The following is a 22,826-nucleotide window of genomic DNA, read 5'->3' as shown; positions in this document are numbered from 1 at the left end:
CTAATTTCCAAGTGCCTTGGAAACGGTACCTGATTCATCCTCGGATCGGGCCGCGCCGGTGATTTCCCCACTGCGGAACTTCTCAAGAATAACACTACGGCGTAGCGGGTCTGCTGGATCAAGAGACCGCTGCCCCATCAGGTCCGCCGGGTCTGCAATCATGGCGGCCAGATTGGCTCGCACTGAACAACCAAGCGTTGATTGCTCATTATTCGATGCGATGTCGGCAAAATCCACAGTCGCCTTGGACGGGCAGTTCGGCGCAATCGCATCATAGGTCTGGTACGCCAGGATGAGCGGCTCCATCAGGCTCTCTTCAGACCCATGATGCGTGTCTGAAATTTCTTCATACTGAACGCCATTTTCCCAAGCGATAGTCCGCGCCTCGGAAATCGCGGCCACAGCCAGCTGGGGATTGGCGGATGAGGCCGGCAGAGACATGACGAGCGGGCCATGCCCCTTTTGGCGGTAATTTACCACAAAATTGTTGATGCGCGCCTTGTCACTGAGGCTCAGTTCACTTGCCTCGGAGTCGAGTGAAATTTCGAGAAACTCGGTCCGCTTTGCCACACCAATCGCGTTACGGTCCAGCACCGTCCCCTGAAGATATGATTTTGGCACGGCGGTCGGCGCGTGGCTGGAACAAGCCGTGATTACGGTAAGTCCCGCCACGGCTCCCAGAGCAAAAGATAGTGTTTTCAGTCTGCCCATTCCTCGTCCCCTACTCCTCGATGAAGCCAACTGGGCTGCGATAATCGGAAGCGTCCACCGGCGCGCCATCCTTGCCATATTGTTCGTTCAGTTTTCCGAAGAAGATCGTCTTCGCATCGGATGCGTTCGCATAGCCATCGGCCGGTGTGCGCAGCTGGTTCTTGGCTGCCGGGTCAACCAGATATGGCGTCACGATCACGACCAGTTCGGTTTCCTCGTGCAGAAAGTCACGCGACTGGAACAAGGCACCCAGAACCGGCAGCTTCTTCAGGCCTGGCAGCTGGTCGAGATTCTGGCGCGAGCGGGACTGGATCAGCCCAGCCATCATCATGGACCCGCCGGACGGCAGCTCAATCGTGGATTCCGCACGGCGCACTGTCAGTGCCGGCAGGGTTACACCTTCCTGCTTCACGACATTGCCATCGCCATCCACCGTGGTCGTGCTGGCCGCTTGAAAAGCCCCTTGAGAGGTGAGTTCGGAAACTTCCGTAGACACTTTCAGGGAAATGCGCCCCTCTGACAGGACAACCGGCGTGAAGCCAAGGCCCACCCCATAGGGTTTGAACTCAATTGTGATGCGCCCATTATTGTCCTGTCCAACAGGCACAGGAAACTCACCGCCGGCCAGGAATTTCGCGCTCTCACCGGACATCGCAACCATGTTCGGCTCGGCCAGAGTCTTAACAATTCCAATCCGCTCCAGCGCGTTGATGGCTATACCAACAGCAGACTGAAGATCCGTTCCGACATAGTTGGCATAATTGAATGACGTGTTGAGGCCACCGATGCTCTTGCCCTGAATCGGAAATCCCAGAGTGCTGCCGATATTGCCGGAGACATCAAATGGCAAGCCTGCCGCCAGCTTGGTAGTTTCGGCATTGACGGGAATCCCGTTGCCCGCATCAACAAAGAGTTGCTTCTCTACCAGCTTGCCCAGATCACCAAAGGTGGGGCTTCCACTGAGATTGACGCCCAATTGCTTCACCGCATTGCGCTGCATCTCCACAATGCGCACTTCAAGCAGCACCTGATCCTTGGCAGAGATACTCATCATGTTGACGATTTCGGCATTATTGCCTGAACCAACATACGCTTTGACGAGGCGCTCAACCGTATTGAATTCCGTCAGATTACTGGCATTCCCGGTAATGACGATGTTGCCATTCATACCCTCTACTTTCACCCGTGCTCCAGGCACCAGTCGAGCGATCGTGGCATGCAGATTGGCCATGTCCATTTCGACGCCAATCTCCAAATTCAGCAGCTGGTTGCCATTCTGGTCAAAGACGAAGGCATTCGTCTGGCCATAGCTCACCCCGCGAAAGATGATGCGTTGTGCTGTTTGCACAACGGCGTCAGCAATCCTGGGGTTTGTGATCACGACATCCGCCGCCGGCTGGTCCAAATCCACGACCATGGATTTGTTCAGCCCCAAAGTAACGCGCTGGCTGTAGTCGGACTCCCCCGGATACGTGATCCGTGTTCCCTGCACGGCTGGTTCGGCATGCACAAGAGGCGGCACCGAAGCCGCCAGCGCCAGGGCAAAGAGGCCTGTAATGCTTTTATATGGTTTCATGTTCAGCGCCCCCGCGGCCCAACCGGCATATCGACCTGTCCATTCTTGTAGACAACCACCCCACTCTCAGATGGTCCGCCCCCTGCCGCGTTGAGCAGATCGCTCCGCGCCTTGCGGCTCTCCGCTTCACCTACGTCCGACCAGGAACGAAGGGACAGGGACAGAATCCCCCTGCGCTCTGCATACGCAATCAGCTCAGCCTCATCTCCGGTAACTTCGAGCGTGGCTGTGCTGCCAATCTGGCTCGCGCCGCCGAATTCCTCCGTGTTGTAGACTTGATCAATTGCCAGAACACGAACGTTCTGAAGAACTGTCTTCGTGATGGGAAGCTTCTCGTCACTTGATGCTCCCTCGACCTCATAGGTCAGGATGACGTCAACATGATCGTTCGGCAGGATGAAGCCACCGGTTGCAGATTCGACGGAAATCTCGACAGCCAACGCACGCATACCAGGGGTCAGTAACGCCGCCATTGTACCTGTATCGCCCTTCATGACCAGCTTGGTGTCCATGATTGGCTCTTTTTCATAGATCGGGATACGCACAATACTGCCAGCCAACTTTTCCATGGCGTCCGAGTCGCCTGCCTCTGTGCTGTAAGTATTGAGAACACTGCTCTCCGGCCAGTCAGCCCAGCGCAAATCTTCCGGAGTGATCATATCACCAATCTGCAGATTGCGCTTCGCCACAAGAACCCGAGTCTGAGACACTTCCCGGGTTTCAACGACTGGTTCGGGGGCGGATGCGACTACAGGGGCCTGCGCCATGTTGCGCACCAGAAAGGCCGCTGCGATGGCTGCAATAGCGGCCCCGACCAGAATGATCAAACGTATCGGCGACATCAGATGTCACTCCCCTAGATACATATTCCGACTGGCCATACTTGCGGCATGTAACCACCCGATTTGGCCAAACAATTTCACACCGGGCCTAAAGCATCGTTAACCGAAAAAACCGATACGGCTTAAGGCTTCGGTAAGAAATGGAGTCTCGGGGCCAGCGACGAAGACACCTATGGCAATTGCAACACCATACGGCACACCCGCCTTTTCCTCGAATGGCGCCCGCACAGCGCCAGGCAGGACCTCGACCGGCATGGTCTTGCGAACCAGAAGGATGATCATGGCGCAGGCACCGCCGGCTAGTGCCATTGCGAACAGAAAATCCATAGCCGCATTCGGGCCTATCCATAACATCACGGCAGGGATCATTTTGGCATCCCCTCCCCCGAAGATATTGAAGGCAAAAAGTGCAAACGCGATGACGAATGCACATAGCGCGGCAAGAAGGTGCCCGCCCAGTATCTCAAGTGGCAGCCCGGAGACAAACGCCGCAGGAATGAACAGTGCCGCAAGGGTAAGATTCAGCCAGTTTGGAATTGTAAGCCGGTTTATATCGTGAAGGGCTGCGAACACGCAGAGCGCTAGAAACAGGCTGCCAAGAATTATCAGGATCATGATCTCGCTTCCCCAAGCTTTGACTTTCCGGAACTCTGCCTGAAAAGACTGAAGGAAGTTTTATCCGAGAAGACATGAAAAAGCCGCCAGGAAACCCCGGCGGCTTTATCTGTTACTTCAAGATTTAGCGCCTGAATTAGGCAGCAGTCATCTTATCAGAAACGGCTTTGAACTTGGCGTTCGTTGCGCCGCCAAGAGCGGTAGCACCGCCAATGATAGCAACAGCGATCAGAGCAGCGATCAGGCCGTATTCGATAGCCGTGGCGCCAGACTCGTCTTTAAGAAAACGTGCAAACATTTGGAAACTCCCATCATGCATTTCTAACTGCCCCGGTTTTGGATCTCTCTGTCCGGAACAATCCAGACACTAGCCCATCAGTCTCAATATCAGGTGAAAGAAAATAGAAAATCCATAAAGGCTAATGAGTGATTTGTTTACCATTTGACCCCCTGCAAATACTGGCCTTTTTGATTCGCGATGGTCTTTTCCGAATGCGTATACAATGTGTCCAGACAGCCTTCTGAGAGCTTTCTGGAAACCCTATTAGGAAAGGCGCAACTTTATTCAGCGAATGTCCTGAGGCTGATTTACTCTGGAGACGGCAGACATGAAGTTCGCGGGGAAACTGTGCGCATTGTCGCTGGCAGGCGCTCTCATGGCGCTATTCGCCATAGCGGAGCCCTTGACGATAAAGGCCGATACAACAGTTCCTGTCAAACTGCGTGGCAAGGCTGGCAGTGTTGTGCTTGGTAACCAGAGAATTGCCGATGTCGCTGTACATAATGAAAGCCTGATCTTCATTACGGGCCGCACGGCAGGCACGACCAATATCATGGCGTTCAATGAGAATGGCGATCAGATCTATGCCGCCGACATCATCGTCACTGTGGACACCAGCAACCTTGTCACGGTTAATCGCTCAGGCGAAGACTTTACATATGACTGCGACATAGACTGTACACCCGTACCTTCTCTGGGCAATGAGCGCGGCTTTTTCTCTGGCACTGTCAGCCAGGAATCAATTCTCAACAAGCGTGCGGAAGGTTGGTAGCCTTCCCCTATCCGTCAGAAAACTGAGAATCCATAAAATTTAATCCAAGTGCGCAACGGCCTGAAAACTGTGCTTTGTTACAGTATTCTCTGGACCTGCATGTCCTATGGGGAAGTTGCGCAATGACAATTCCATTTACCATCCTGACCGCTCGCCTGCAGGGCAAGGTCGAAGCCTGGTTACAAGACCGCAAAGGGGCCGCAGCTGTCGAGTTTGCACTTGTGGCCATTCCCTTCTTCTTCCTTATCTTCGGCATTCTGGAAATCTGTCTGATTTTCATCATGTCCACCATACTGGAGCACTCTGTAGGCGAAGCAGCCCGCAAAGTCCGTACAGGGCAGGCCCAGAAGAGCGGCTATACGGAAGTCGAATTCCGGCGCGATGTCTGTAATGAATTCTTCGATCTGCTTAGCTGCGATAACAAGCTGCACATTGATGTACGCTCCATGAGCAAATTTAGTTCGGCAGACATGAGCACACCCAAGGATGCCGATGGCAATCTGGATGATGCCGGCTTCATTTTCAGCCCAGGCGGAGCGAACGAGATCGTCGCGGTTCGCGTCTATTATGAGTGGCCTCTCATGACGCCAGTCATTTCCGCACCTCTCGCAAACCTGCCCAACAACCGGCATCTGCTTCAGGCCAATGCCGTATTCCGTAACGAGCCCTTCTGAGACTTATGGACATGGCCACGAAATCTCTTCTTTCCCGTTTGAACCCGCGCCTGAAATGGCGCGGCGTGCGAGGCATCCGCTATAATCAGGAAGGCGTCTCGGCAGTCGAGTTTGCCCTGATCGCCCCAATTCTCATTTTGCTCTATCTCGGCTCGGTCGAGCTCAGCCTGCTTATGCGGGTGGATCGGCGCGTGACTTCAACCAGCGCCAGCATGGGTGACCTGACTGCACGCCTGGCCAAGGTGACGGATGATGACATGCGCGAAATGTTTGCCGCCGCAGATGTGATGATGCAGCCCTACAGCGCTCGCACGGCCCGTATGCGCATTACTAGCATTGTCGACAATGGTGACGGCAATGCGCGCGTCGCTTGGTCAGATGCCTATCTGATGACGCCCTATTCCAAGGACACGATCCTCAGCGTTCCAGACGGCATCATCTCCTCTCCCGGATCGGTGATCTTGTCGGAAGTCGAGTATAATTACGACGGTGCCCTTGGCGGCTTCCTGACCAATGACAAGAAACTGCGCAGCCATTTCTATCTGCGTCCGCGCCGCGTCCGTGAAATCGAACGTGTTTCAGGCAGCGGCGGTGCCTTCGGCCCGACCAGCTAAACCTTTCTTAAAGCCCCTGCCCTAATCGGCAGGGGCCTTGCTGACACGAACCTGGGTCAGAACGGCAAATCCGCAGAAGAACAAAAGCGCGATGGCAGACATGCCGACCCGCTGGCTGTTTGACCATGTGGTAAACAATTCAATCAGCAACGGTCCGATCCAGACCGTCACCGTACCAGCAATCGCATAGAGCCCGAAGAACTCGCCCCGCATATGAGTCGGCGCGACATGCACCAGCATGGAGCGGCTGGAAGAGATATTGGCCGTCGCAAAAACGCCGATCAATGCCCCTGTCATCAGATAGGTTACATCCGACAGGCTGGAAAAGACCGGCGTGTTCCACAATTCGCGATTGTCGATCAGCCCATAGAAAATGGAATCGCGCGTTACAGACAGGCTGAGGAACAGGATCACGACAATCGCAAGCAGTTCCATCAGAAGAGCATTTTTCGGTCCGAGCTTTGAATCGAACCAGCCGCCGGCCACCCCGCCCACAGCAGCCCAGATGGAGGCCCAGATTGCGTAGACGGTCAGCTCCACAATGCCCCATCCCAGGAACAGGCTCACATAGACAGCCGCCAGCGCCAGCAGGGCGAACATGCCATCGGCATAGATGGTCCGGGCGATCAGGAATTTGAACGCTTCCTTGTGATGGCTGGCCTTGCGAACCGTGCGAATGACATTCTGAGCCCCCTGCTTCACCGCCGGGAACAGTTTCGTACCCTTTCGTCCGGTATCTTTCGCATAGAGGAAGAAGGGGATGATCATCGTAACCAGCCAGACCGCGCAGATAGGTCCGGCAATGCGGAAATGTTCATATTTGGAGGTATCGATGCCAAATACTGGCTCTGCAAAAGGCCAATGCATCATATCCGGCAGGGCGAACATGAAGACGATCGCAATGAACAAGACGGTCGAGGCCGCATTGCCGAGCGCGAGGCCCATGCCCGACACCGCAGGTAAGGCGGAAGGGCTCGCCGCATCCGGCAGCATGGAATTGTGTGTCACTTCGCTAAATGTGTAGCAAACATAAGCCGCAATCAGGATGCCGATAATTGTGCCCGTGGACAGGCCTGCCTCACCCGGAATGGCCCACCAGAGCATGAAGCTGAGCACCGACAGCACTCCAAGCACGACAATCAGCAATGGCTTGCGGCGCAGCCCCCGATCAAAGGCGGCCCCGAGGAAAGGGGCAGTCAGCGCGGCAATCGCGCCAGCCCATTTCGACAGCGAGGCAACAACCGCCTGGCCTTTCGCTCCAGCCACCTGAGCAGCCGTGGCAGCATCCAGCCCCTCAAGCTCTCCGCTGGCCAGAATATCAGCGCCGATAATGTCCCTGGCGAAATAGGGCGCAAAAACATAGATGATGATGAGAATATAGTAGGGGTTACGTGCCCATTCGAACCAGGCCCAGGCAAAGCCCGTCTTCCCGAAAGCGCCGCCTTCCCCGCCTGGCACCACGCCCTGCTCGGCTGCGACAATTGCCGCTTCTTCATCCTGGCCGGGTGACAGTGATGTCTCAGTCATTCGATATCCTCCACTTCGCCTCTATCGGGCGCTGGGGAAGAACCTGCGACATTCGCGGGCAAAGGGAAAGGCGTTTTACCCTTGTCGCGGCGTCAGGACTGTAGCTTTTTCGCCAGTTCACCCGCGTAACGCGTGATGTCTCCTGCACCGAGACACACCACCATCGCGCCCGGTTGCGCCAGGGATTTCAGAACCTCAGGCAATGTGTCCAGCGAGGACAGGGCCTGCGCCCCGCGATGACCATTGCGCGAAATGCTGGTGACCAAGCTCTCATGCGTGATGCCTTCAACGGGGTTCTCCCCCGCCTCATAGACTGGCGCGACCAGCACATTGTCGGCTTGGTCAAAGCAACGCGAGAAATCTTCGAACAGGTCCCGAAGGCGCGTGTAGCGATGCGGCTGGCACACGGCGATCAACTGGCCCTGGCCCAACATCGCGCGAGCAGCTTTCAGCACGGCCTCGATCTCGACTGGGTGATGGCCATAATCATCAATGATGCGCACAGGCGCCTCGCCGTCGACAGGCGTCCACTCTCCCACCGGCGTGAAACGGCGCTTCACCCCGCCAAACTGGTTGAGGGAGGTACGGATCTGCTCATCACTCGCGCCCAGCTCCAGCGCCACAGCGATGGCAGCCAGCGCGTTCTGGACATTGTGCTCCCCTGCCATCGGCAGGGTCAGGCCTTCAATCATACGCGGCTGGGCAGAGCCCGGACGGCGCAGCGCGACATCAAAATGCGCGCCGGAGAGGTCTGTATTCAGGTTCACCGCCCGCACATCGGCCTGACGGTTGAAACCATACGTAATGCGGCGGCGGTCTGTCACGCGGGAGGCAAGGCCCTGAACTTCGGGGTGGTCCGTGCACAGCACCGCAAAACCATAGAAAGGCAAATTCTCGACGAAGACATCAAACGCCTCGCGCAGTTTTTCCATGGAGCCATAATGATCCATATGCTCGGGATCTATATTCGTGACCACGGCGCAGGTCGGGTGCAGCTTTGCGAACGTGCCGTCGCTCTCATCGCTTTCCACGACCATCCAGTCACTTTCGCCCGCCTTGTAGTTTGAGCCATAGGCATGAATGATCCCGCCATTGATCACGGTGGGGTCAATGCCGGAACCATCGAGCAGCGCCGCGACCATGGAGGTCGTCGTCGTCTTGCCATGGGTGCCGGCAATGCAAACCGTGTATTTCAGGCGCGTGATCTCTGCCAACATATTGGCCCGGCGCACTACGGGGATACCGGCAGCCCGCGCAGCAGCAACTTCCGGATTGTTGCCCTTGATGGCGGAAGAAATGATGACGGTGCCCGCCCCTTTCACATTCTCTCCGGAATGGCCGATGAAGATCTTCGCGCCGCGATCCCGCAGGCGCTGGACATTGTCGGACTCTCTGATGTCGGAGCCCTGAACCTCATAACCCATCGTGATCATCACATCGGCAATGCCCGACATGCCAATGCCGCCAATGCCGACAATGTGGGCCGGACCGAGATCAAAAGGCGTGGGAGATGTCATACAGAAATCCGCTCATTCAGAAAAAACACAAGACACAGCGTTACCTTGCTGCACATTGGAGAGGCAAGCGTTCCGGGCAATTCAAACTCAGCTACTGCTCCTGCGACAGAACTGTCTGCCAAGCCGCGTTGAGCATCCTTTTGAATCGTGGCTATTCATTGGCACAACAGGAGGTTGTTTATGACGGATGAGACTGAAATGAAAAAGCCTATGGAAATGCATCTGGCAGAACTGAATATCGGCCGCCTGATTGCGCCAACCGACGATCCCCGCGTCAAGGAATTCATGGATAGCCTCGATTTCATCAATGGTCTGGGCAAGCAGATGCCGGGCTTTGTCTGGATGATGGAAGGCTCTGGCGAACCGGGCAAAGGCAATACCGAGAACAAGATCGGCGGCGATCCGCAATTCGTGTCCAACCTCACAGTCTGGGAAGATGTGGAAAGCCTCGAACGCTTTGTGTGGGGCACGGTGCACCGCAAATTCTATGAACGACGCGAGGAATGGTTCGAGATCCTTGGCGGCATGCATTTCGTCATGTGGTGGGTAGAGCCCGGCCATCAGCCGACGCTGGAGGAGGCCCTGGAGCGACTGGCCGCACGCCAGCGCGAGGGAGACTCAGACTTCGCGTTCGGCTGGGACTGGCTGCGCGACGCAAAGATGCACCGCACCCATGCCTGCCGCCCCTCAGCGGCTTAGAGTTCTGCCACGCGTTCCGCCATATCGGCGAGATCACGGGTGGCGTTGATTTTCGCAGAGGCCTTTGCGGCGGCAGCGCGGGATCTCAGGTCATCCGCATCCTGCAGGCGGGCCGTGATCAGCGCGCCAAGCAGTTTGGGATAGAGATTGCTTTCCAGCACCATGTCTGCTGCGCCAACATCCACCAACGCTTCGGCATTGGCGGCCTGATGGTCATCCATGGCAATTGCCAGCGGGATCAGAATGGAAGGCCGGCCAACCGCCGCGATCTCTGACACAGTGCCCGCACCAGACCGCGCAATTACGAGATGGGCCTCTGAAAGTTTCTCCGGCATGTCGGAGAAGAAGGGCGCCAGCTCGGCCTCAATCTTCATGCGCCGATACATATTATCGACAAAGGCATATTGTTCCTGCCGCACCTGCTGGATCACTTTCAGACGAACCTGAAGCGGTGGAGGCACATGATCCGCGATCGCAGCGGGAATGATATCCCCAATGATCTTGGACCCCTGGCTGCCACCTGTGATCAGAATCGTCAGCTTGCCATCCGTGGAGGGATACGGGTCGTTCCGGCGGGCCAGAATGGGTGCCCGCACCGGATTGCCGACCGCCAGATGCGCGCTCCAGTTCGGCAGACGGTCCAGCCGGTCAAAGCCGCTGGCGACCAGTTTGGCATGTTTGGCGAACTGGCGGTTCACCCGGCCTAGCACAGCGTTTTGCTCATGTATGATGATCGGCACTTTCTGACGGCGCGCCGCCGCCAGTGCCGGAAAGGCCGGATAGCCACCAAAGCCGGCTACCAGCAGGGGCTGTGTCTCGCGGATCAGCGTCACAGCGCGGGAAATGCCCGCATTGATCTTCAGGGCTGCGCCCGGAACGGTCCAGGGCTTGCGAAAATTTGGGGAGGCCGCCTGCACCTGCTCCATCCATTCGGCGGGGAAGCCCTCGGCATATTTCACGCCACGCTTGTCAGAGATCAGGCCGACCTTCCAGCCGCGCTCCCGCATTTCATCGGCAAAGGCCCTAGCCGGGAACAGATGGCCCCCGGTACCGCCTGCTGCAATGATGACGAGCTTGTCTCTGCCTTCAACCATACCGGCCCCTTGTGCGCGTACCTTGTCCGCGCACAAGTGCCAGGGCAAGGCCGAGTGTCAATCCCGTGCCGATCATGGATGAGCCACCACTGGAAACAAATGGCAGTGTCATCCCCTTTGGCGGGATCAAGGCCAGATTAACGGCTATATTTATGGCAGCCTGAAGACCAAAAAGCGTGAAGAGTCCGGCACTCGCAGCCCGGGCATAGCCATCATCCACGCGGGCACTCGCGCGGAAGCCACGGATGATCACCAGAACGAAAATGCTCATCAGCACCAGGGCGGCAATCAGGCCATATTCTTCGGCCATGACAGCAAAGATGAAATCGGTATGCGCATCCGGCAGGTGCAGCTTGACCTGCCCCTCCCCCGGTCCGACGCCGAACAGGCCGCCTCGGCCAATAGCCTCCGCCGCCTTGTCTATCTGGTAGGTATCTGCCGAAGACGGGTCGATGAAGCTATTGATGCGCACGCGCACATGCGGAAGCAGCATATAGAGCAACGCCGACAGGCTTAGGCCGCCTACACCGAAGCCCACCGCCCAGCGCCAGGGCAGGCCGCTGACAAAAAAAGTTACCACGAAGGCCGCCGTCAGCAGGGCGGACTGTCCAACGTCAGGCTGCAGCAGCAAAAGGCCGAGCGTCACCGCATAGAACAGGAAAGCAATGATGGCCCATGGTCCGCTGGGGTACAGCTCCCGCTGGGCCAGCAGCCAGCCGCTCAGCACGATCAGGGCAGGCTTGACCACTTCGCTGGGCTGCACGCTGAACCCTGCCACCTGCAGCCAGCGCTGCGCACCCTTTGCCTCATGCCCCCAGACCAGGATGAAGAACATCATCGCCAGTCCGCCCATGAAGACCAGCGTTGCAAAGCGCCGCGCCCAGGACCGGTCCAGCATGCTTACGCCGATCATGATTACGCCACTGGCAGCTACAAAGAACGCCTGCCGGAAAACGAAGTAATATTCATTGTCATAGCCGATGCGCGCGGCCGCGCTGGGCCCGGCGGCGAGTGACAACAACATGCCAATGGCCATCAGGAAAAAGGCTCCGCCGACCAGCCCCCAATCAAGCGTCCGCCTCCACTCGGTCAGCCAGGATGTATCCGAGCGAGCGAGCAATGGGGCGGACGATACGTAGGTCAAGCCAACTCCTTCAACTCCTGCGGCATCATCGATTGGACAATGCTCCGAAACACATCGCCGCGATGTTCAAAATCACGGAACTGGTCGAAGCTCGCACAAGCAGGTGAAAGAAGAATGACTGGATGCTCATCGCCTGCAGCACTTGCATCTTTAAATGCAGCCTGGACAGCATATTCCAGCGTGCCGCATTTCTGCAGCGCCACCTTGCCCTTGAGCGTATCGGCAAAAGCCTCCTCGGCGTCGCCGATCAGATAGGCCTTGGTAATATTCGGGAAATGCGAGGACAGGGATTTGATACCGTCTGCCTTGGGAACGCCTCCGGCAATCCAGTAGGCATTCTTGTAGGCTTTCAGAGCCTGTTCGGCGGCCTCGGCATTGGTCGCCTTGGAATCATTGACGAACTTCACGCCATCAATCTCTCCCACCATTTCCAGGCGGTGCGCCAGGCCAGGGAAGGATTTCAGGCCATCCATGATGGTTTGCGGATCAAGGCCCAGAGAACGGCAGGCCGCATAGGCCGCAGACGCGTTCTGGTGATTGTGCCGCCCCGGCAGCGCAGTGCACTCCGCCAGCTTGCCGACAAAGTTCGCCTGTCCGGTCGTGCTGTCATAAAGCCGTCCGTCTACGGCGCTGACCCCGCGACCCAGCGCATAAGTCGAGGACGCCTGAATGACGCGGGCCGGGCCATTGGCCGACAGGCCGATCGCGATGGACTGGGTGATCACATCATCGAAACCGATGACCGCAACATCCCGGGCCGTCTGGTTCTGGAAGATGCGCATTTTGGCGGCCTGATAGCCTTCCATGCCGCCATGCCTGTCCAGATGATCCGGCGTGATGTTCAGCAGCACGGCCACGTCGCAGTGCAGGCTCTTCACCAGGTCCAGCTGATAGGAAGACAATTCCAGCACATAGACGGCATTGGCGTGCAGCGGGGCAAGGTCTAGCACGCCCGTGCCGATATTGCCGCCAATGCGCACATCGCGGCCAGCCTGCTTCAGGATATGTCCGATCAGTGCCGTCGTTGTCGACTTGCCATTCGTGCCCGTGATGCCGATAATTTTGGGACGGCCCCGTTCCGGCAGAGACTGAACCGCGCGTGCGAAGAGTTCCATGTCGCCGACAATCGGCACGCCGGTCATCTCGGCCATGCGCACGATGCGGTGTGGCTGAGGAAATTTGTACGGCACACCCGGAGACAGGACAAGCGCAGCAAAGGTCTGCCAGTCGCGCTTGTTGATGTCACTCAGGACCAGGCCCGCCGCCTCTGCCTTGGCGCGGGTTTCCTCATTATCATCCCACGCATGAACACGCGCACCGCCTGCCCTAAGGGCCTTGGCAGCCGAGAGGCCTGTCCGGCCAAGGCCGAACACCGCAACATCTCTTCCCGCATATTCAGTAATCGGAATCATGAGTCTTGGGTTACCTCAGCTTCAGGGTTGCGAGGCCCGCAAGGGCGAACAAAACGGACAGGATCCAAAAGCGGGCGACAACCCGGGTTTCCGGCCAGTTCTTTTTCTGAAAATGGTGGTGCAACGGCGCCATCAGGAAGATGCGCTTGCCCTGGCCGGTCAGCTTGCGCGTGATCTTGAACCAGCCAACCTGCATCATCACGGACATGGCTTCGATCACGAACAAGCCGCCAATGATGACGAGTGCAAATTCGTGTTTTGCGGCCACCGCCACGACACCCAGCATGCCCCCAAGGCCAAGCGAGCCTGTATCACCCATGAAGACCTTCGCGGGATAGGCATTGTACCAGAGAAATCCCATACCCGCGCCGATCATGGCGGACAGCAGAACCGTCAGCTCTCCCGTGCCGGGCGTAAACTGAATACCGAGATAATTGGCGAAAACGAAGTTGCCCGTCAGATAGGCGATCAGCGCATAGGCTGCGGCTGCGAACGTCATCGGCACAATGGCAAGGCCATCCAGACCATCGGTGAAATTCACGGCATTCGCGCTACCGACAACCACGATCATGCCGAACAGGATGAAAAATCCGCCCAGCGGAAGGAAATAGTCATTCACAAACGGCACAGCGACTCCGCCCGAAAAGGACGGGTCAGCCGGCTTCACGCTCGTCTCGGGCGCTAGACCCGCGATCATTTCAGCCAGGCCATTCAGCGGCCCCCACTCGGCATGGCCAACAGGGGTATGCGCGCCGTGCAGACCCATGATGAAGGCGCAGGCCAGCGCAGCGATGGCGAAGCCGACAATCAGGCGCACACCGGCAGATACGCCATCCGCGCTCTGCTTCGACACTTTCGCAAGATCATCGAGAAACCCAAGGACAGCATAGGACAGGGTCACAAACAGGGTGACCCAGATATAAGGGTTATGCAAATTGCCCCAGAGCAGGACACCAACGACCAGGCCGAGCCAGATCAGAAAGCCGCCCATTGTGGGCGTACCCTGCTTTGACAACTGCGCCTCCAGCGACAAGTCGCGGATCGGCTGCCCCTTGCCCTGCCGGGCCCGGAGGAAATTGATGATTGCATCACCGAAGATCACGGTCACCAGGAAGGCCGTCACAACGGCGGCTCCCGACCGGAAGGTGATGTAATTCAATAGATTGAATATACCGCTGTCAGCGGCCAGCCATTCATACAGCATCACCCGACCTCTGCGGCACTTTCTGCACCGCTATCCATCTTGCCCAATGCCGGCTCGCTCCATTGGCGTAACCGGTCTGCTAATCTCCCCATCCCGGACGCATTCGAGCCCTTGATCAAGAGCACATCTCCATCCTGAAGGGTTTTTTCGAGCTGATTCCACAGCTCTTCCCAATTGGGAGCCCAGATCTGCTGCAACTGGGGCGGAAGTGAGTCCGCAAGATGAGTCATTTTGTCACCAACGAGGAAGACTCCAGCTGCCCCCGTCTCGACGACGGGAGCTGCCAGCGAGGCATGCTCCTCGTCCGAGGTCGCACCAATTTCCAGCATCTCGCCAAGGGCAACCAGGCGACGTCCTTCAGGTCTCCGCGTCAGCGCAGCAAGGGAGGCACGCATGCTGGCGGGATTCGCATTATAAGCGTCATCAATCAGCGTGATATGGCCCCCACCCGGCAAGGCGAGGCGCTCTGATGTGCCGCGTCCAGGCGGCGGGGTGTAGCCTGACAGCGCCTCTGCGCAATCTGTCACAGCAAGACCGGACTGGCTGGCCGCCAGTACGGCAGCGGCAGCATTCAGCGCCCAATGTTCGCCTACGGCATTCAGCTTCACCAGTACCGGCTTGCCGACAACATCCAGTTGGATACGGCTTTCCTGACCATCCGTTTCATAGCCGACAATGCGGGCCGTCGCATTCGCGGCATGGCCAAAGCTTTCCAGATTTCCGGTGGGGCAAAAGCGGCGCGCCCGGCCTGCCAGATATTCAAAGAACTCATCATCGGCCGGCAGGATGAAGGTGCCGCCTGCTTCCAGACCGGCAAAAATGTCTGCCTTTTCATGGGCCACCGCGCTGAGAGAGCCTAGCCCTTCCAGGTGCGCCCCGGCAATGCAGGTGACGATGCCCGTATGCGGACGGACCATATGACTACGCGGGGCAATCTCGCCCGGCGTGGACATACCGATCTCGAAGACCGCGCGGGTCGTCTCTTCCGGCATACGCGTTAGCGTCAGCGGTACGCCCCAGTGATTGTTGAAGCTTTTGACATTCCAGTGCGCTGGTCCAAAGGCACGGTAGATCTGCGCCAGCATTTCCTTGACGCTGGTCTTGCCCGCAGAACCGGTAACCGCCGTACGATGCGCAGCGCAGCGACTACGCGCTTCGATTCCCATTTGCTCCAGCGCCTTCAACACATCGTCGACCACGATTTGCGGCCCGTCGCCCACCTTGCGGGAGACCAGAGCGCCAGACGCCCCAGCGGCAAAGGCGGCCTCGACAAAGTCATGCCCGTCGCGCTGATCGGTCAGCGCCACGAACAGATCGCCGGGCTTCAGCGTGCGTGTATCAATGGACACACTGCCGATGACGTTGAAGTCAGCCGTCGCCGCGCCCCCTGTTACCAAGGCCATGTCTGCAGAGGTCCACAGTGGCGCGCTCATCCGGCACCGCCTTCCAGCGCGGCCAGCGCCGTGTCCTGATCGGAGAAGGGAGTGATTTCCTTACCAATGATCTGGCCTGTCTCGTGACCCTTGCCCGCGATGACCAGCGTATCGCCCTTTTTCAGCTCAGAAATTATAGTGCGGATCGCTTCGCCGCGATCGCCTATCTCGCGCGCATCCGGCGCAGCGGCCATGATGGCCTTACGGATCAGCGCCGGGGCTTCAGAGCGCGGATTGTCATCGGTCACGATCACATCATCGGCCTGACGCGCAGCAATCTCGCCCATCAGCGGGCGCTTCTTGGCATCGCGATCGCCGCCACAGCCAAAGATCACTTTCAAGCGGCCAGCCGTGTGCGGACGAACCGCGCGCAGCAGCACGTCCAGACCATCCGGCGTGTGGGCATAGTCCACGAACACGCCTGCGCCCTCCTCTGTCTTGCCGACGAATTCCAGACGGCCTTTCACAGGCTTCAGATTTTGCAGGCCTAGCGCCACCTGCTCAAACTCCATGCCCAAGGACAGGCAGATCGCGGCAGCGGCCAGCGCATTCAAGGCCTGGAACTCGCCAATCAGGGGCAATTCAAAGGGCTTCTGTTCCACATCGCGCCAGAACAGGTTCAGCACCTGACCGGTCGCACGCGGCATGATCTCGTCAATCCAGAGATCTTCCCCGCGCCAGCCAAAGGATACCACTTTCAGGCCATGCTCCGTCGCTGCCTTTTCAAACACGTCGCGATGATCGCTGTCCGCATTGACGATAGCCGGCATGCCCGCCTCGCCAAAGTCGCGGAACAGGCGCAGCTTGGCGTTCAGATACTCTTCCATCGTCGCATGGTAATCGAGATGGTCCTGCGTGAAGTTCAGGAAAGCGACCGCCGAGAGGTCCACGCCGTCGAGGCGGTGCTGTTCCAGTCCATGGCTAGAGGCCTCCATCGCACAATGCGTAACGCCTTGCCCTGCCAGTTCACGCAAGGTTTCGTGTATGGTCACCGGGTCCGGCGTTGTGTGGCCGACATCAATCTTGCCCTTCGGGCCGATGGCGCCCAGCGTCCCCATCGAGGCCGCCGGCAGACCCGCACCGGCCCAGATCTGGCGGCAGAAATCCACGGTCGAGGATTTGCCATTCGTACCGGTCACGGCAGCAATTGTCTTCGGTTGGGACTTGTAGAAATGCTTCGCGGCCAAGGCCAGAGCCCGGCGCGGCTCATCCGCAATGACATGGGCTGCTGCCGTCACATCCACGCCGCTATCGGAGAGGATAGCAGCAGCGCCTTTTTCAATCGCCTGCGGAATATAATCCCGCCCGTCAGATACCGTGCCCTTCAGGGCGGCAAACAAATAGCCCGGCTGAACACGTCGGCTGTCCGCCGTCATGCCGGTGATCTCGGTCTCTCCATTCTCGACGAGAGGGAACAGGTCTTTCAGTTTGGTCACAGCGAACTCCTCTTCTCCTGGGCGGAGCCGAGGGCAGCGCCAGCTGGACGGATATCCTCAAAGCGCGGGGCCAGGCCGAGAAGTGGCGCGACCCGCTCAATGATCCGTCCAGCGGTGGGGGCCGCATTATATGCTGCGGTGACGCCAATCTCATTTCCGGCCTGCGGATCATCCAGAGTTACGATCAGGGCATATTGAGGACGATCATAGGGAAAGATCGCCGCAAAGCTGGTGACATTCTCCGTATCGGAATAGCCGCCGGGAATGGGCTTCTCCGCCGTGCCTGTCTTGCCCGCGACGCGATAGCCCGCCACTTCGGCATTCTTGCCGGTGCCGGTTACGACCGCTTCACGCATCATGACATTGACGATCTCCGCCGTCAGGGCAGACATCACACGCACCGGCTGGGGCCGCTCGCGATGGTTCATGATCAGCGTCGGCTGAACGCGCTCGCCACCATTTGCAAAGGCAGAAAAGGCCTCCAGATACGCCATCGGTGTAACGGCGATGCCATGGCCGTAGGAAATGGTCGCTGAATAGAGATCATCGAACCGTTCGGGCAGAATTGGCGCAGCGCTGCCGGACAATTCGATATGCGCGCGGTCCATCAGCCCGGCCTGCTTCAGGAAGGCCTGCTGACGGCGCGTGCCGAGCTTCTCATTGATCCGTACCGTACCGATATTGGAACTTTGCGAGATGATGTGTGTAACATCTGCATCGCCATAGAAAGGATGGTCATCCTTGATCGTGTAGCCCCTGATCTCCAACGGTTTGCGCACATCGAACAGGTCTTTCGGATGCACAATGCCACTCTCGATGGCTGCTGCCACGGTGAACGGCTTGAACACCGACCCCAGTTCATAGACAGCGCCCACAGCGCGGTTCATGCGGGAGGGGTCACTGACACCGATGTCCAGCGAGCGGTTCGGATCGAAAGGTGGCCAGCTGGCCATGGCGCGCACCTCGCCGGTCTGCGCATCCATCAGGATCACGGCGCCGCCCTGAATGTCGTGCTCCGCCGCTGTTGCGGCGAGTTCGGCCTCGACAGCGGCCTGAACGCCATTGTCGATGGTCAGGCGAACAGGCTCGCCGCCCTGGGCCAGGCGTTCGTTCTGGCTGTATTCGATGCCCCCTGCCCCGACGCCATCAATATTGGTAAAACCCAGCACATGACCGGCCAGCGTGCCGCGCGGATAGGCCCGGCGGCTTTCTTCTTCAAAGCGCAGCCCCTCAAGACCGAGGTCGAAAACCGCCTTGCGCTGGCGTGGAGTGAGGCCCCGCTTGACCCAGACGAATTCCCGCGTCTGATCAGACAGGCGCTCACTCAGGCCTTCGACGTCAATTTCCGGCAGGACGGTGGCGAGCGCCGCAGCAACTTCGCCCCCGTCCCAGATCAGTTTCGGGTTTGCAACCAGTGAATAGGCGCTGACGGATGTAGCAAGCAGCTCACCATTGCGGTCCACAATATCGGCGCGCACCACACGCGGGGCCTCCTCGGAGGCATGATGCACGGGCGCATCACCGCCAGCCAGCGCCAGATAGCCGGCCTTGCCCGCCAGGACGACAAACAGCGCGCCGACCCCAAGGCCAGCCAGCCGCGTCCGGTTGCGGGAGGCTTCGCTCACTCTGGCGCCTCCCCTTTGGTTTCTGCTGCCGGGATCTGGCCCAGCTCTGTGATCGGCACACCAACCAGTGCGTCCAGATCCCCTTCAGAGGCCATCTGCTCCGGCTTTGGCGGCCCCATGCCCAGCTCCTTGCGAGCATATTCCTCAATCCATTCACGACGGCTCATGTGCGACAGCTCCGTTTCGAGCAGCGCCTTCTCGTGAAGGGCCTCCTCGATCTGGGCTTCGACAGCCATCAATTCTGCAGCCGTATCCTTTGCGCCATATTTTGCACGGTACAGACTCACAATCAGCAAGCCAATGACGACAAGTCCAAACAGGAACGCTCGGCGGCTCATATGGCATCCTCCAGCGCTGAGAGTGGCGGCAGATTCATGCCATCACTCGCGTCTTCCATAATGACGGGGGCTTCGGTCCGGATCGCCGCCCGCAACTTGGCTGAGCGTGCCCGTGGATTGCCTTCCACTTCGTTAGCAGACGGCAGAACCGCTTTGGAAACAGCGAGTTCGAAGGTGGAATCAGGTCCCTTTTGCGCCAAAGGCATGTGACGCGAGCCCCCACCGGTCTTTCCGGAGCGGTCGCGCAGCCACTGCTTCACCATTCGGTCTTCCAGCGAATGGAAGGTGACAATCACAAGCCTACCACCGGGGCGCAGCAGACGTTCAGCCGCGTGGAGCGCCCGCGCCAGCTCTCCCAGCTCATCATTCACATACATGCGGATGGCCTGGAAGGTCAGCGTGGCGGGGTGGATTCGTGCGCCCTTGCGACCACCAACAGCGCTCTCGACCGTCTCGGCCAGCTCCGTTGTCGTTTCGAATTTGGCTTCCTCGCGTCGGCGCACAATGGCCTTAGCAATACGGCGCGCCTGCTTCTCCTCGCCCAGACGGAAGATGACATTGGCGAGGTCGCGCTCACTCATACAGTTGACGACATCTGCCGCCGTCGGCCCGACCGCGCCCATGCGCATGTCCAGCGGGCCATGTTTCATGAAGGAAAACCCCCGCGCGGCCTGATCAATCTGAAAGCTGGACACGCCAATATCCAGAACAACGCCATCGACCCGCTCAAAACCCGCTTCCGGGACGATTTCGTCCATTTCACCAAAGCGACCAAGCAACGGAACGAGGCGTTCCATATCTTCCGCCATCTTCTCGGCACGCAGAATGGCGTCCAGATCGCGGTCAATTCCGATCAGCGTGCACAAGGCCGACTGTAGGATGGCGCGGCTATAGCCACCCCCACCAAACGTGCCGTCCACGATGACATCGCCATCCTTCGCGGCGAGCCATTTCAAAACTTCATCCAGCATGACCGGCTTGTGCCCGGCCGACTCGCCCAGAGTCGGGGTTGCAGTGTCTTGCGTCATCAGCCCTCCCCTCCATCAATGATTGTGAGACCTGGCGCGCCGCCGACCTGCTGGCGCAGCACTTCATTATAGGCCTGGCCCAGCGCTTCCAGCGTGTCTTCCTTCGCAGCTTCTGCCGCCATGGCATCGAAATGGGCGGCATGGCGCTCAGGGTTCCAGATCTGGAAACTGTCCATATTGCCAGCAAACTTTACGCGGCCTTCAAGGTCAGCAGCCTGCATCAGCTCATCGGTCAACTTGATGCGGCCCGTATCATCCATTTTCAGGTCGGCAGAGCCTGCAATGATGCGGGTGACAAGCGCCTTGCGGGCCGGGGATTGCGGCGCAAGGCGGGTGAGTGTGGCACGGTACATTGCCATCAGCGCTTCGCCGCCCCCTTCGAGGCAACCAGAGCCATCCAGTGCGGGCCACAGGAAGATCCGGTTCCCACCGCCCAGCGCAGCGCGAAAGGAAGCGGGTATGGAAACCCGTCCTTTTGCATCAATAGCGCTTTCATAGGTGGAAACAAACACCCGCCAACCCTGACTTATTCTGCCTAAACCCCGCATGGGTAAACCATGTCTTAATTTGGAGTACCATGGGATAAGATGGGCCTCAATGGGCGCTGTGGATGAATTCAAATATCCACAAACCCAGAAGCATAAAATAAAAAGGGAATATTACACGAACAAAAGCGAACGCTTTCTCTACCCTACTTGGGGCGTGTGAAAATTTCCTTTCTGAATCAGCCGGCTGCCAGTCGCATGATTGGAACATGGGACGGGATGAAAAAAGCCTGCCTTTTTTCCGCTTTTTCACAGCTTGCACACAGCTCGCGGAGAAATGGTCCAAATCAGCGGCAAGAGAACTTGCTGAATGCTTCGCGACATAAGAAAAGGCCCCGAAGCAATGCTTCAGGGCCTTTGAAACCTTGGGACGGTCAGGGCGCGTCAGGTGCCCTGGGATTCTGCGGCTGCTTCTGCCGCCATGACGCGGGAAACGGCGTTCACAACCGCGCCGATACGGACGGCAGCCTGGATCTGCTCGCTGGTCATGCCATGCTTGCGAAGTTCGGCCTCATGCGCGTCGAGACACATGCCGCAACCATTCACAGCTGAGACGCCGAGGGAATAAAGCTCGAAATCCGCTTTCTCGATGCCAGGCGCGCCGATGACATTCATCCGCAGCTTGGCTGGCAACGTCTTGTAGACGTCATTCTTCAACAGGTGGACCGTGCGGTAATAGACATTGTTCATGCCCATGATGGCGCTGGCGGCCTTGGCCGCTTTCAGGGCCTCAGGGCTCAGCTTCGGCGACACTTCTGCTTCAATGGCAGCCAGCGTGACCGGCTCTCCCACAGCATGTGCACAAGCCAGGAAAGTCCCGAGCTTTTGCTGATCCGACAGGATCGTCTCGTTCAGCAGGGAGCCAAGATTGAGCTTCAGATCCTTGGCATAATCGGGCAGCGCAGATTTCAGGGATTCAACAGACATGAATCATCCTTTCGATAGGAATATGCAGGTTTTGCGGGGGGGGAAGCGTATTGGCCCGACAAGCCAGAGGCTTGGGTGGGGGACGAGTGCCTATGTCCATGGGTAGGACATGCGGCCTGCCGGGCCTATCGCGACGCTTTCAGACGATGCCCCTTGGGGTGGGGGAGGGAGAGAGACACCATCTTTTTATCTGCGTGCGAGGGGTATACGCGCGAACCGGAGATACGGTTCCAAAATAGTTTGCCTACAATGTGTCGCCGCCGACAGGACGGTTACATGGGCACAATTCGTCCGTTTGCAGGGCGTCAAGGACGCGCAGCGTATCGGACGGGTTACGACCCACATTCAGGTTCGTTACATAGACGTGCTGAACCACATTGTGAGGGTCAACGACATAGGTTGCGCGATAGGCAACGCCTTCTGACGGCTCACGGATACCAAGACCGTCAACCAGTTCGCCGCGCGTATCAGCGAATTGCCAGATCGGCAGTTCGTTGAGGTCTGCATGATCGCGGCGCCATGCGAGTTTCACAAACTCATTGTCAGTGGAACCGCCCAGAACAACAGCGTCCCGGTCTTCGAACTCGCCGGAGAGACGGGCAAACTCGGCGATTTCGGTCGGGCAGACGAAGGTAAAGTCTTTCGGGTAGAAGAAGATAACCTTCCATTTGCCCTCAAAGGAATCCTGCGTGATGGGCTCGAAAGCGCTCTCGCCGTTTTGTTCGTGCTGCATGAATTTCGGTTTCACACCGGTGACAGTGAATTCGGGAAGCTTCTGGCCAATACCGAGCATGTAAATCTCCTGAGTTTGTT

At 58.1% G+C, this 22,826-nt stretch carries 23 protein-coding genes; 4 read left to right on the top strand and 19 right to left on the bottom strand.

Features of this window, described 5'->3' with window-relative positions; all coding sequences use genetic code 11:
• The 5 genes from HY2_RS12885 to HY2_RS12865 form a co-directional block, all read right to left on the bottom strand.
• A complete protein-coding gene (locus tag HY2_RS12885; RefSeq protein ID WP_158534027.1) occupies positions 1 to 711 on the bottom strand; it encodes a CpaD family pilus assembly protein in 711 nt (236 codons plus the stop codon).
• A gap of 10 nt (positions 712 to 721) precedes the next feature.
• Positions 722 to 2,287, bottom strand: coding sequence for a type II and III secretion system protein family protein (locus HY2_RS12880; RefSeq protein WP_034828249.1), 1,566 nt, complete (start codon positions 2,285 to 2,287; stop codon positions 722 to 724).
• Between the two features lie 2 nt (positions 2,288 to 2,289).
• Complete coding sequence (gene cpaB / locus HY2_RS12875) at positions 2,290 to 3,129, bottom strand: Flp pilus assembly protein CpaB (protein ID WP_034828247.1); 840 nt, start codon at positions 3,127 to 3,129, stop codon at positions 2,290 to 2,292.
• Between the two features lie 99 nt (positions 3,130 to 3,228).
• The gene (locus HY2_RS12870) at positions 3,229 to 3,744 is read right to left on the bottom strand and encodes an A24 family peptidase (RefSeq protein WP_051595005.1); all 516 of its coding nucleotides are present in this window, start codon (positions 3,742 to 3,744) and stop codon (positions 3,229 to 3,231) included.
• Positions 3,745 to 3,880: 136 nt separating this feature from the next.
• On the bottom strand, positions 3,881 to 4,042 hold the full coding sequence (locus HY2_RS12865) for a Flp family type IVb pilin (protein WP_051595024.1): 162 nt from the start codon (positions 4,040 to 4,042) through the stop codon (positions 3,881 to 3,883).
• A gap of 310 nt (positions 4,043 to 4,352) precedes the next feature.
• On the opposite strand from HY2_RS12865, the gene HY2_RS12860 reads away from it, so the two are divergent.
• The 3 genes from HY2_RS12860 (at position 4,353) to HY2_RS12850 (ending at position 6,084) form a co-directional block, all read left to right on the top strand.
• Positions 4,353 to 4,796 (top strand): pilus assembly protein N-terminal domain-containing protein, encoded by a 444-nt coding sequence (locus HY2_RS12860; protein WP_034828244.1) that lies wholly within the window; start codon positions 4,353 to 4,355, stop codon positions 4,794 to 4,796.
• 122 nt (positions 4,797 to 4,918) lie between these two features.
• A complete protein-coding gene (locus tag HY2_RS12855; RefSeq protein ID WP_034828241.1) occupies positions 4,919 to 5,470 on the top strand; it encodes a TadE/TadG family type IV pilus assembly protein in 552 nt (183 codons plus the stop codon).
• 11 nt (positions 5,471 to 5,481) lie between these two features.
• Positions 5,482 to 6,084: a TadE/TadG family type IV pilus assembly protein gene (locus tag HY2_RS12850; protein ID WP_233346368.1), complete on the top strand. Its 603-nt coding sequence runs from the start codon at positions 5,482 to 5,484 to the stop codon at positions 6,082 to 6,084.
• 21 nt (positions 6,085 to 6,105) lie between these two features.
• On the opposite strand, the gene HY2_RS12845 is transcribed toward HY2_RS12850, so the two are convergent.
• Positions 6,106 to 7,611 carry an MFS transporter gene (locus HY2_RS12845; RefSeq protein WP_034828239.1) on the bottom strand — a complete coding sequence of 502 codons (1,506 nt, stop codon included), beginning with the start codon at positions 7,609 to 7,611 and terminating at the stop codon, positions 6,106 to 6,108.
• A gap of 92 nt (positions 7,612 to 7,703) precedes the next feature.
• Positions 7,704 to 9,128: a UDP-N-acetylmuramate--L-alanine ligase gene (murC, locus tag HY2_RS12840; protein ID WP_034828237.1), complete on the bottom strand. Its 1,425-nt coding sequence runs from the start codon at positions 9,126 to 9,128 to the stop codon at positions 7,704 to 7,706.
• A gap of 180 nt (positions 9,129 to 9,308) precedes the next feature.
• On the opposite strand from murC, the gene HY2_RS12835 reads away from it, so the two are divergent.
• Positions 9,309 to 9,827, top strand: coding sequence for a DUF3291 domain-containing protein (locus HY2_RS12835; RefSeq protein WP_233346367.1), 519 nt, complete (start codon positions 9,309 to 9,311; stop codon positions 9,825 to 9,827).
• Here HY2_RS12835 and murG read toward each other — a convergent pair.
• The 12 genes from murG to HY2_RS12775 all read right to left on the bottom strand — a co-directional run bounded on the left by murG (position 9,824) and on the right by HY2_RS12775 (position 22,806).
• Positions 9,824 to 10,921, bottom strand: a complete 1,098-nt coding sequence (murG, locus tag HY2_RS12830; protein ID WP_034828236.1) for an undecaprenyldiphospho-muramoylpentapeptide beta-N-acetylglucosaminyltransferase — start codon at positions 10,919 to 10,921, stop codon at positions 9,824 to 9,826. The two genes, HY2_RS12835 and murG, sit on opposite strands and share 4 nt — an antisense overlap.
• Complete coding sequence (locus tag HY2_RS12825; protein WP_051595003.1) at positions 10,914 to 12,065, bottom strand: FtsW/RodA/SpoVE family cell cycle protein; 1,152 nt, start codon at positions 12,063 to 12,065, stop codon at positions 10,914 to 10,916. The genes murG and HY2_RS12825 overlap by 8 nt, the downstream gene beginning before the upstream one ends.
• Positions 12,062 to 13,477 (bottom strand): UDP-N-acetylmuramoyl-L-alanine--D-glutamate ligase, encoded by a 1,416-nt coding sequence (murD, locus tag HY2_RS12820; RefSeq protein ID WP_034828232.1) that lies wholly within the window; start codon positions 13,475 to 13,477, stop codon positions 12,062 to 12,064. The genes HY2_RS12825 and murD overlap by 4 nt, the downstream gene beginning before the upstream one ends.
• 10 nt (positions 13,478 to 13,487) lie before the next feature.
• Complete coding sequence (gene mraY, locus HY2_RS12815) at positions 13,488 to 14,681, bottom strand: phospho-N-acetylmuramoyl-pentapeptide-transferase (RefSeq protein WP_034828231.1); 1,194 nt, start codon at positions 14,679 to 14,681, stop codon at positions 13,488 to 13,490.
• Positions 14,681 to 16,114 carry a UDP-N-acetylmuramoyl-tripeptide--D-alanyl-D-alanine ligase gene (locus tag HY2_RS12810; protein ID WP_034828228.1) on the bottom strand — a complete coding sequence of 478 codons (1,434 nt, stop codon included), beginning with the start codon at positions 16,112 to 16,114 and terminating at the stop codon, positions 14,681 to 14,683. Before HY2_RS12810 ends, mraY begins: the two co-directional genes overlap by 1 nt.
• Positions 16,111 to 17,550, bottom strand: a complete 1,440-nt coding sequence (locus HY2_RS12805; protein WP_034828226.1) for a UDP-N-acetylmuramoyl-L-alanyl-D-glutamate--2,6-diaminopimelate ligase — start codon at positions 17,548 to 17,550, stop codon at positions 16,111 to 16,113. Before HY2_RS12805 ends, HY2_RS12810 begins: the two co-directional genes overlap by 4 nt.
• A complete protein-coding gene (locus HY2_RS12800; protein ID WP_034828224.1) occupies positions 17,547 to 19,175 on the bottom strand; it encodes a peptidoglycan D,D-transpeptidase FtsI family protein in 1,629 nt (542 codons plus the stop codon). Before HY2_RS12800 ends, HY2_RS12805 begins: the two co-directional genes overlap by 4 nt.
• Positions 19,172 to 19,513, bottom strand: coding sequence for a cell division protein FtsL (gene ftsL, locus HY2_RS12795; RefSeq protein ID WP_034828222.1), 342 nt, complete (start codon positions 19,511 to 19,513; stop codon positions 19,172 to 19,174). The genes HY2_RS12800 and ftsL overlap by 4 nt, the downstream gene beginning before the upstream one ends.
• Entirely contained in the window at positions 19,510 to 20,541 is a 1,032-nt protein-coding gene (rsmH, locus tag HY2_RS12790) for a 16S rRNA (cytosine(1402)-N(4))-methyltransferase RsmH (protein WP_051595002.1), read from the bottom strand. The genes ftsL and rsmH overlap by 4 nt, the downstream gene beginning before the upstream one ends.
• The gene (locus HY2_RS12785) at positions 20,541 to 21,053 is read right to left on the bottom strand and encodes a division/cell wall cluster transcriptional repressor MraZ (protein ID WP_051595001.1); all 513 of its coding nucleotides are present in this window, start codon (positions 21,051 to 21,053) and stop codon (positions 20,541 to 20,543) included. The genes rsmH and HY2_RS12785 overlap by 1 nt, the downstream gene beginning before the upstream one ends.
• Positions 21,054 to 21,470: 417 nt before the next feature.
• On the bottom strand, positions 21,471 to 22,013 hold the full coding sequence (gene ahpD / locus HY2_RS12780; RefSeq protein ID WP_034828221.1) for an alkylhydroperoxidase, AhpD family: 543 nt from the start codon (positions 22,011 to 22,013) through the stop codon (positions 21,471 to 21,473).
• Positions 22,014 to 22,257: 244 nt separating this feature from the next.
• Positions 22,258 to 22,806 (bottom strand): peroxiredoxin, encoded by a 549-nt coding sequence (locus HY2_RS12775; protein ID WP_034828219.1) that lies wholly within the window; start codon positions 22,804 to 22,806, stop codon positions 22,258 to 22,260.
• Positions 22,807 to 22,826: the final 20 nt, after the last annotated feature.

The organism is Hyphomonas pacifica (genome assembly GCF_000682675.1).
GTDB classification, from domain to species: domain Bacteria; phylum Pseudomonadota; class Alphaproteobacteria; order Caulobacterales; family Hyphomonadaceae; genus Hyphomonas; species Hyphomonas pacifica.
This window is presented reverse-complemented; position numbering and strand designations above follow the sequence as displayed.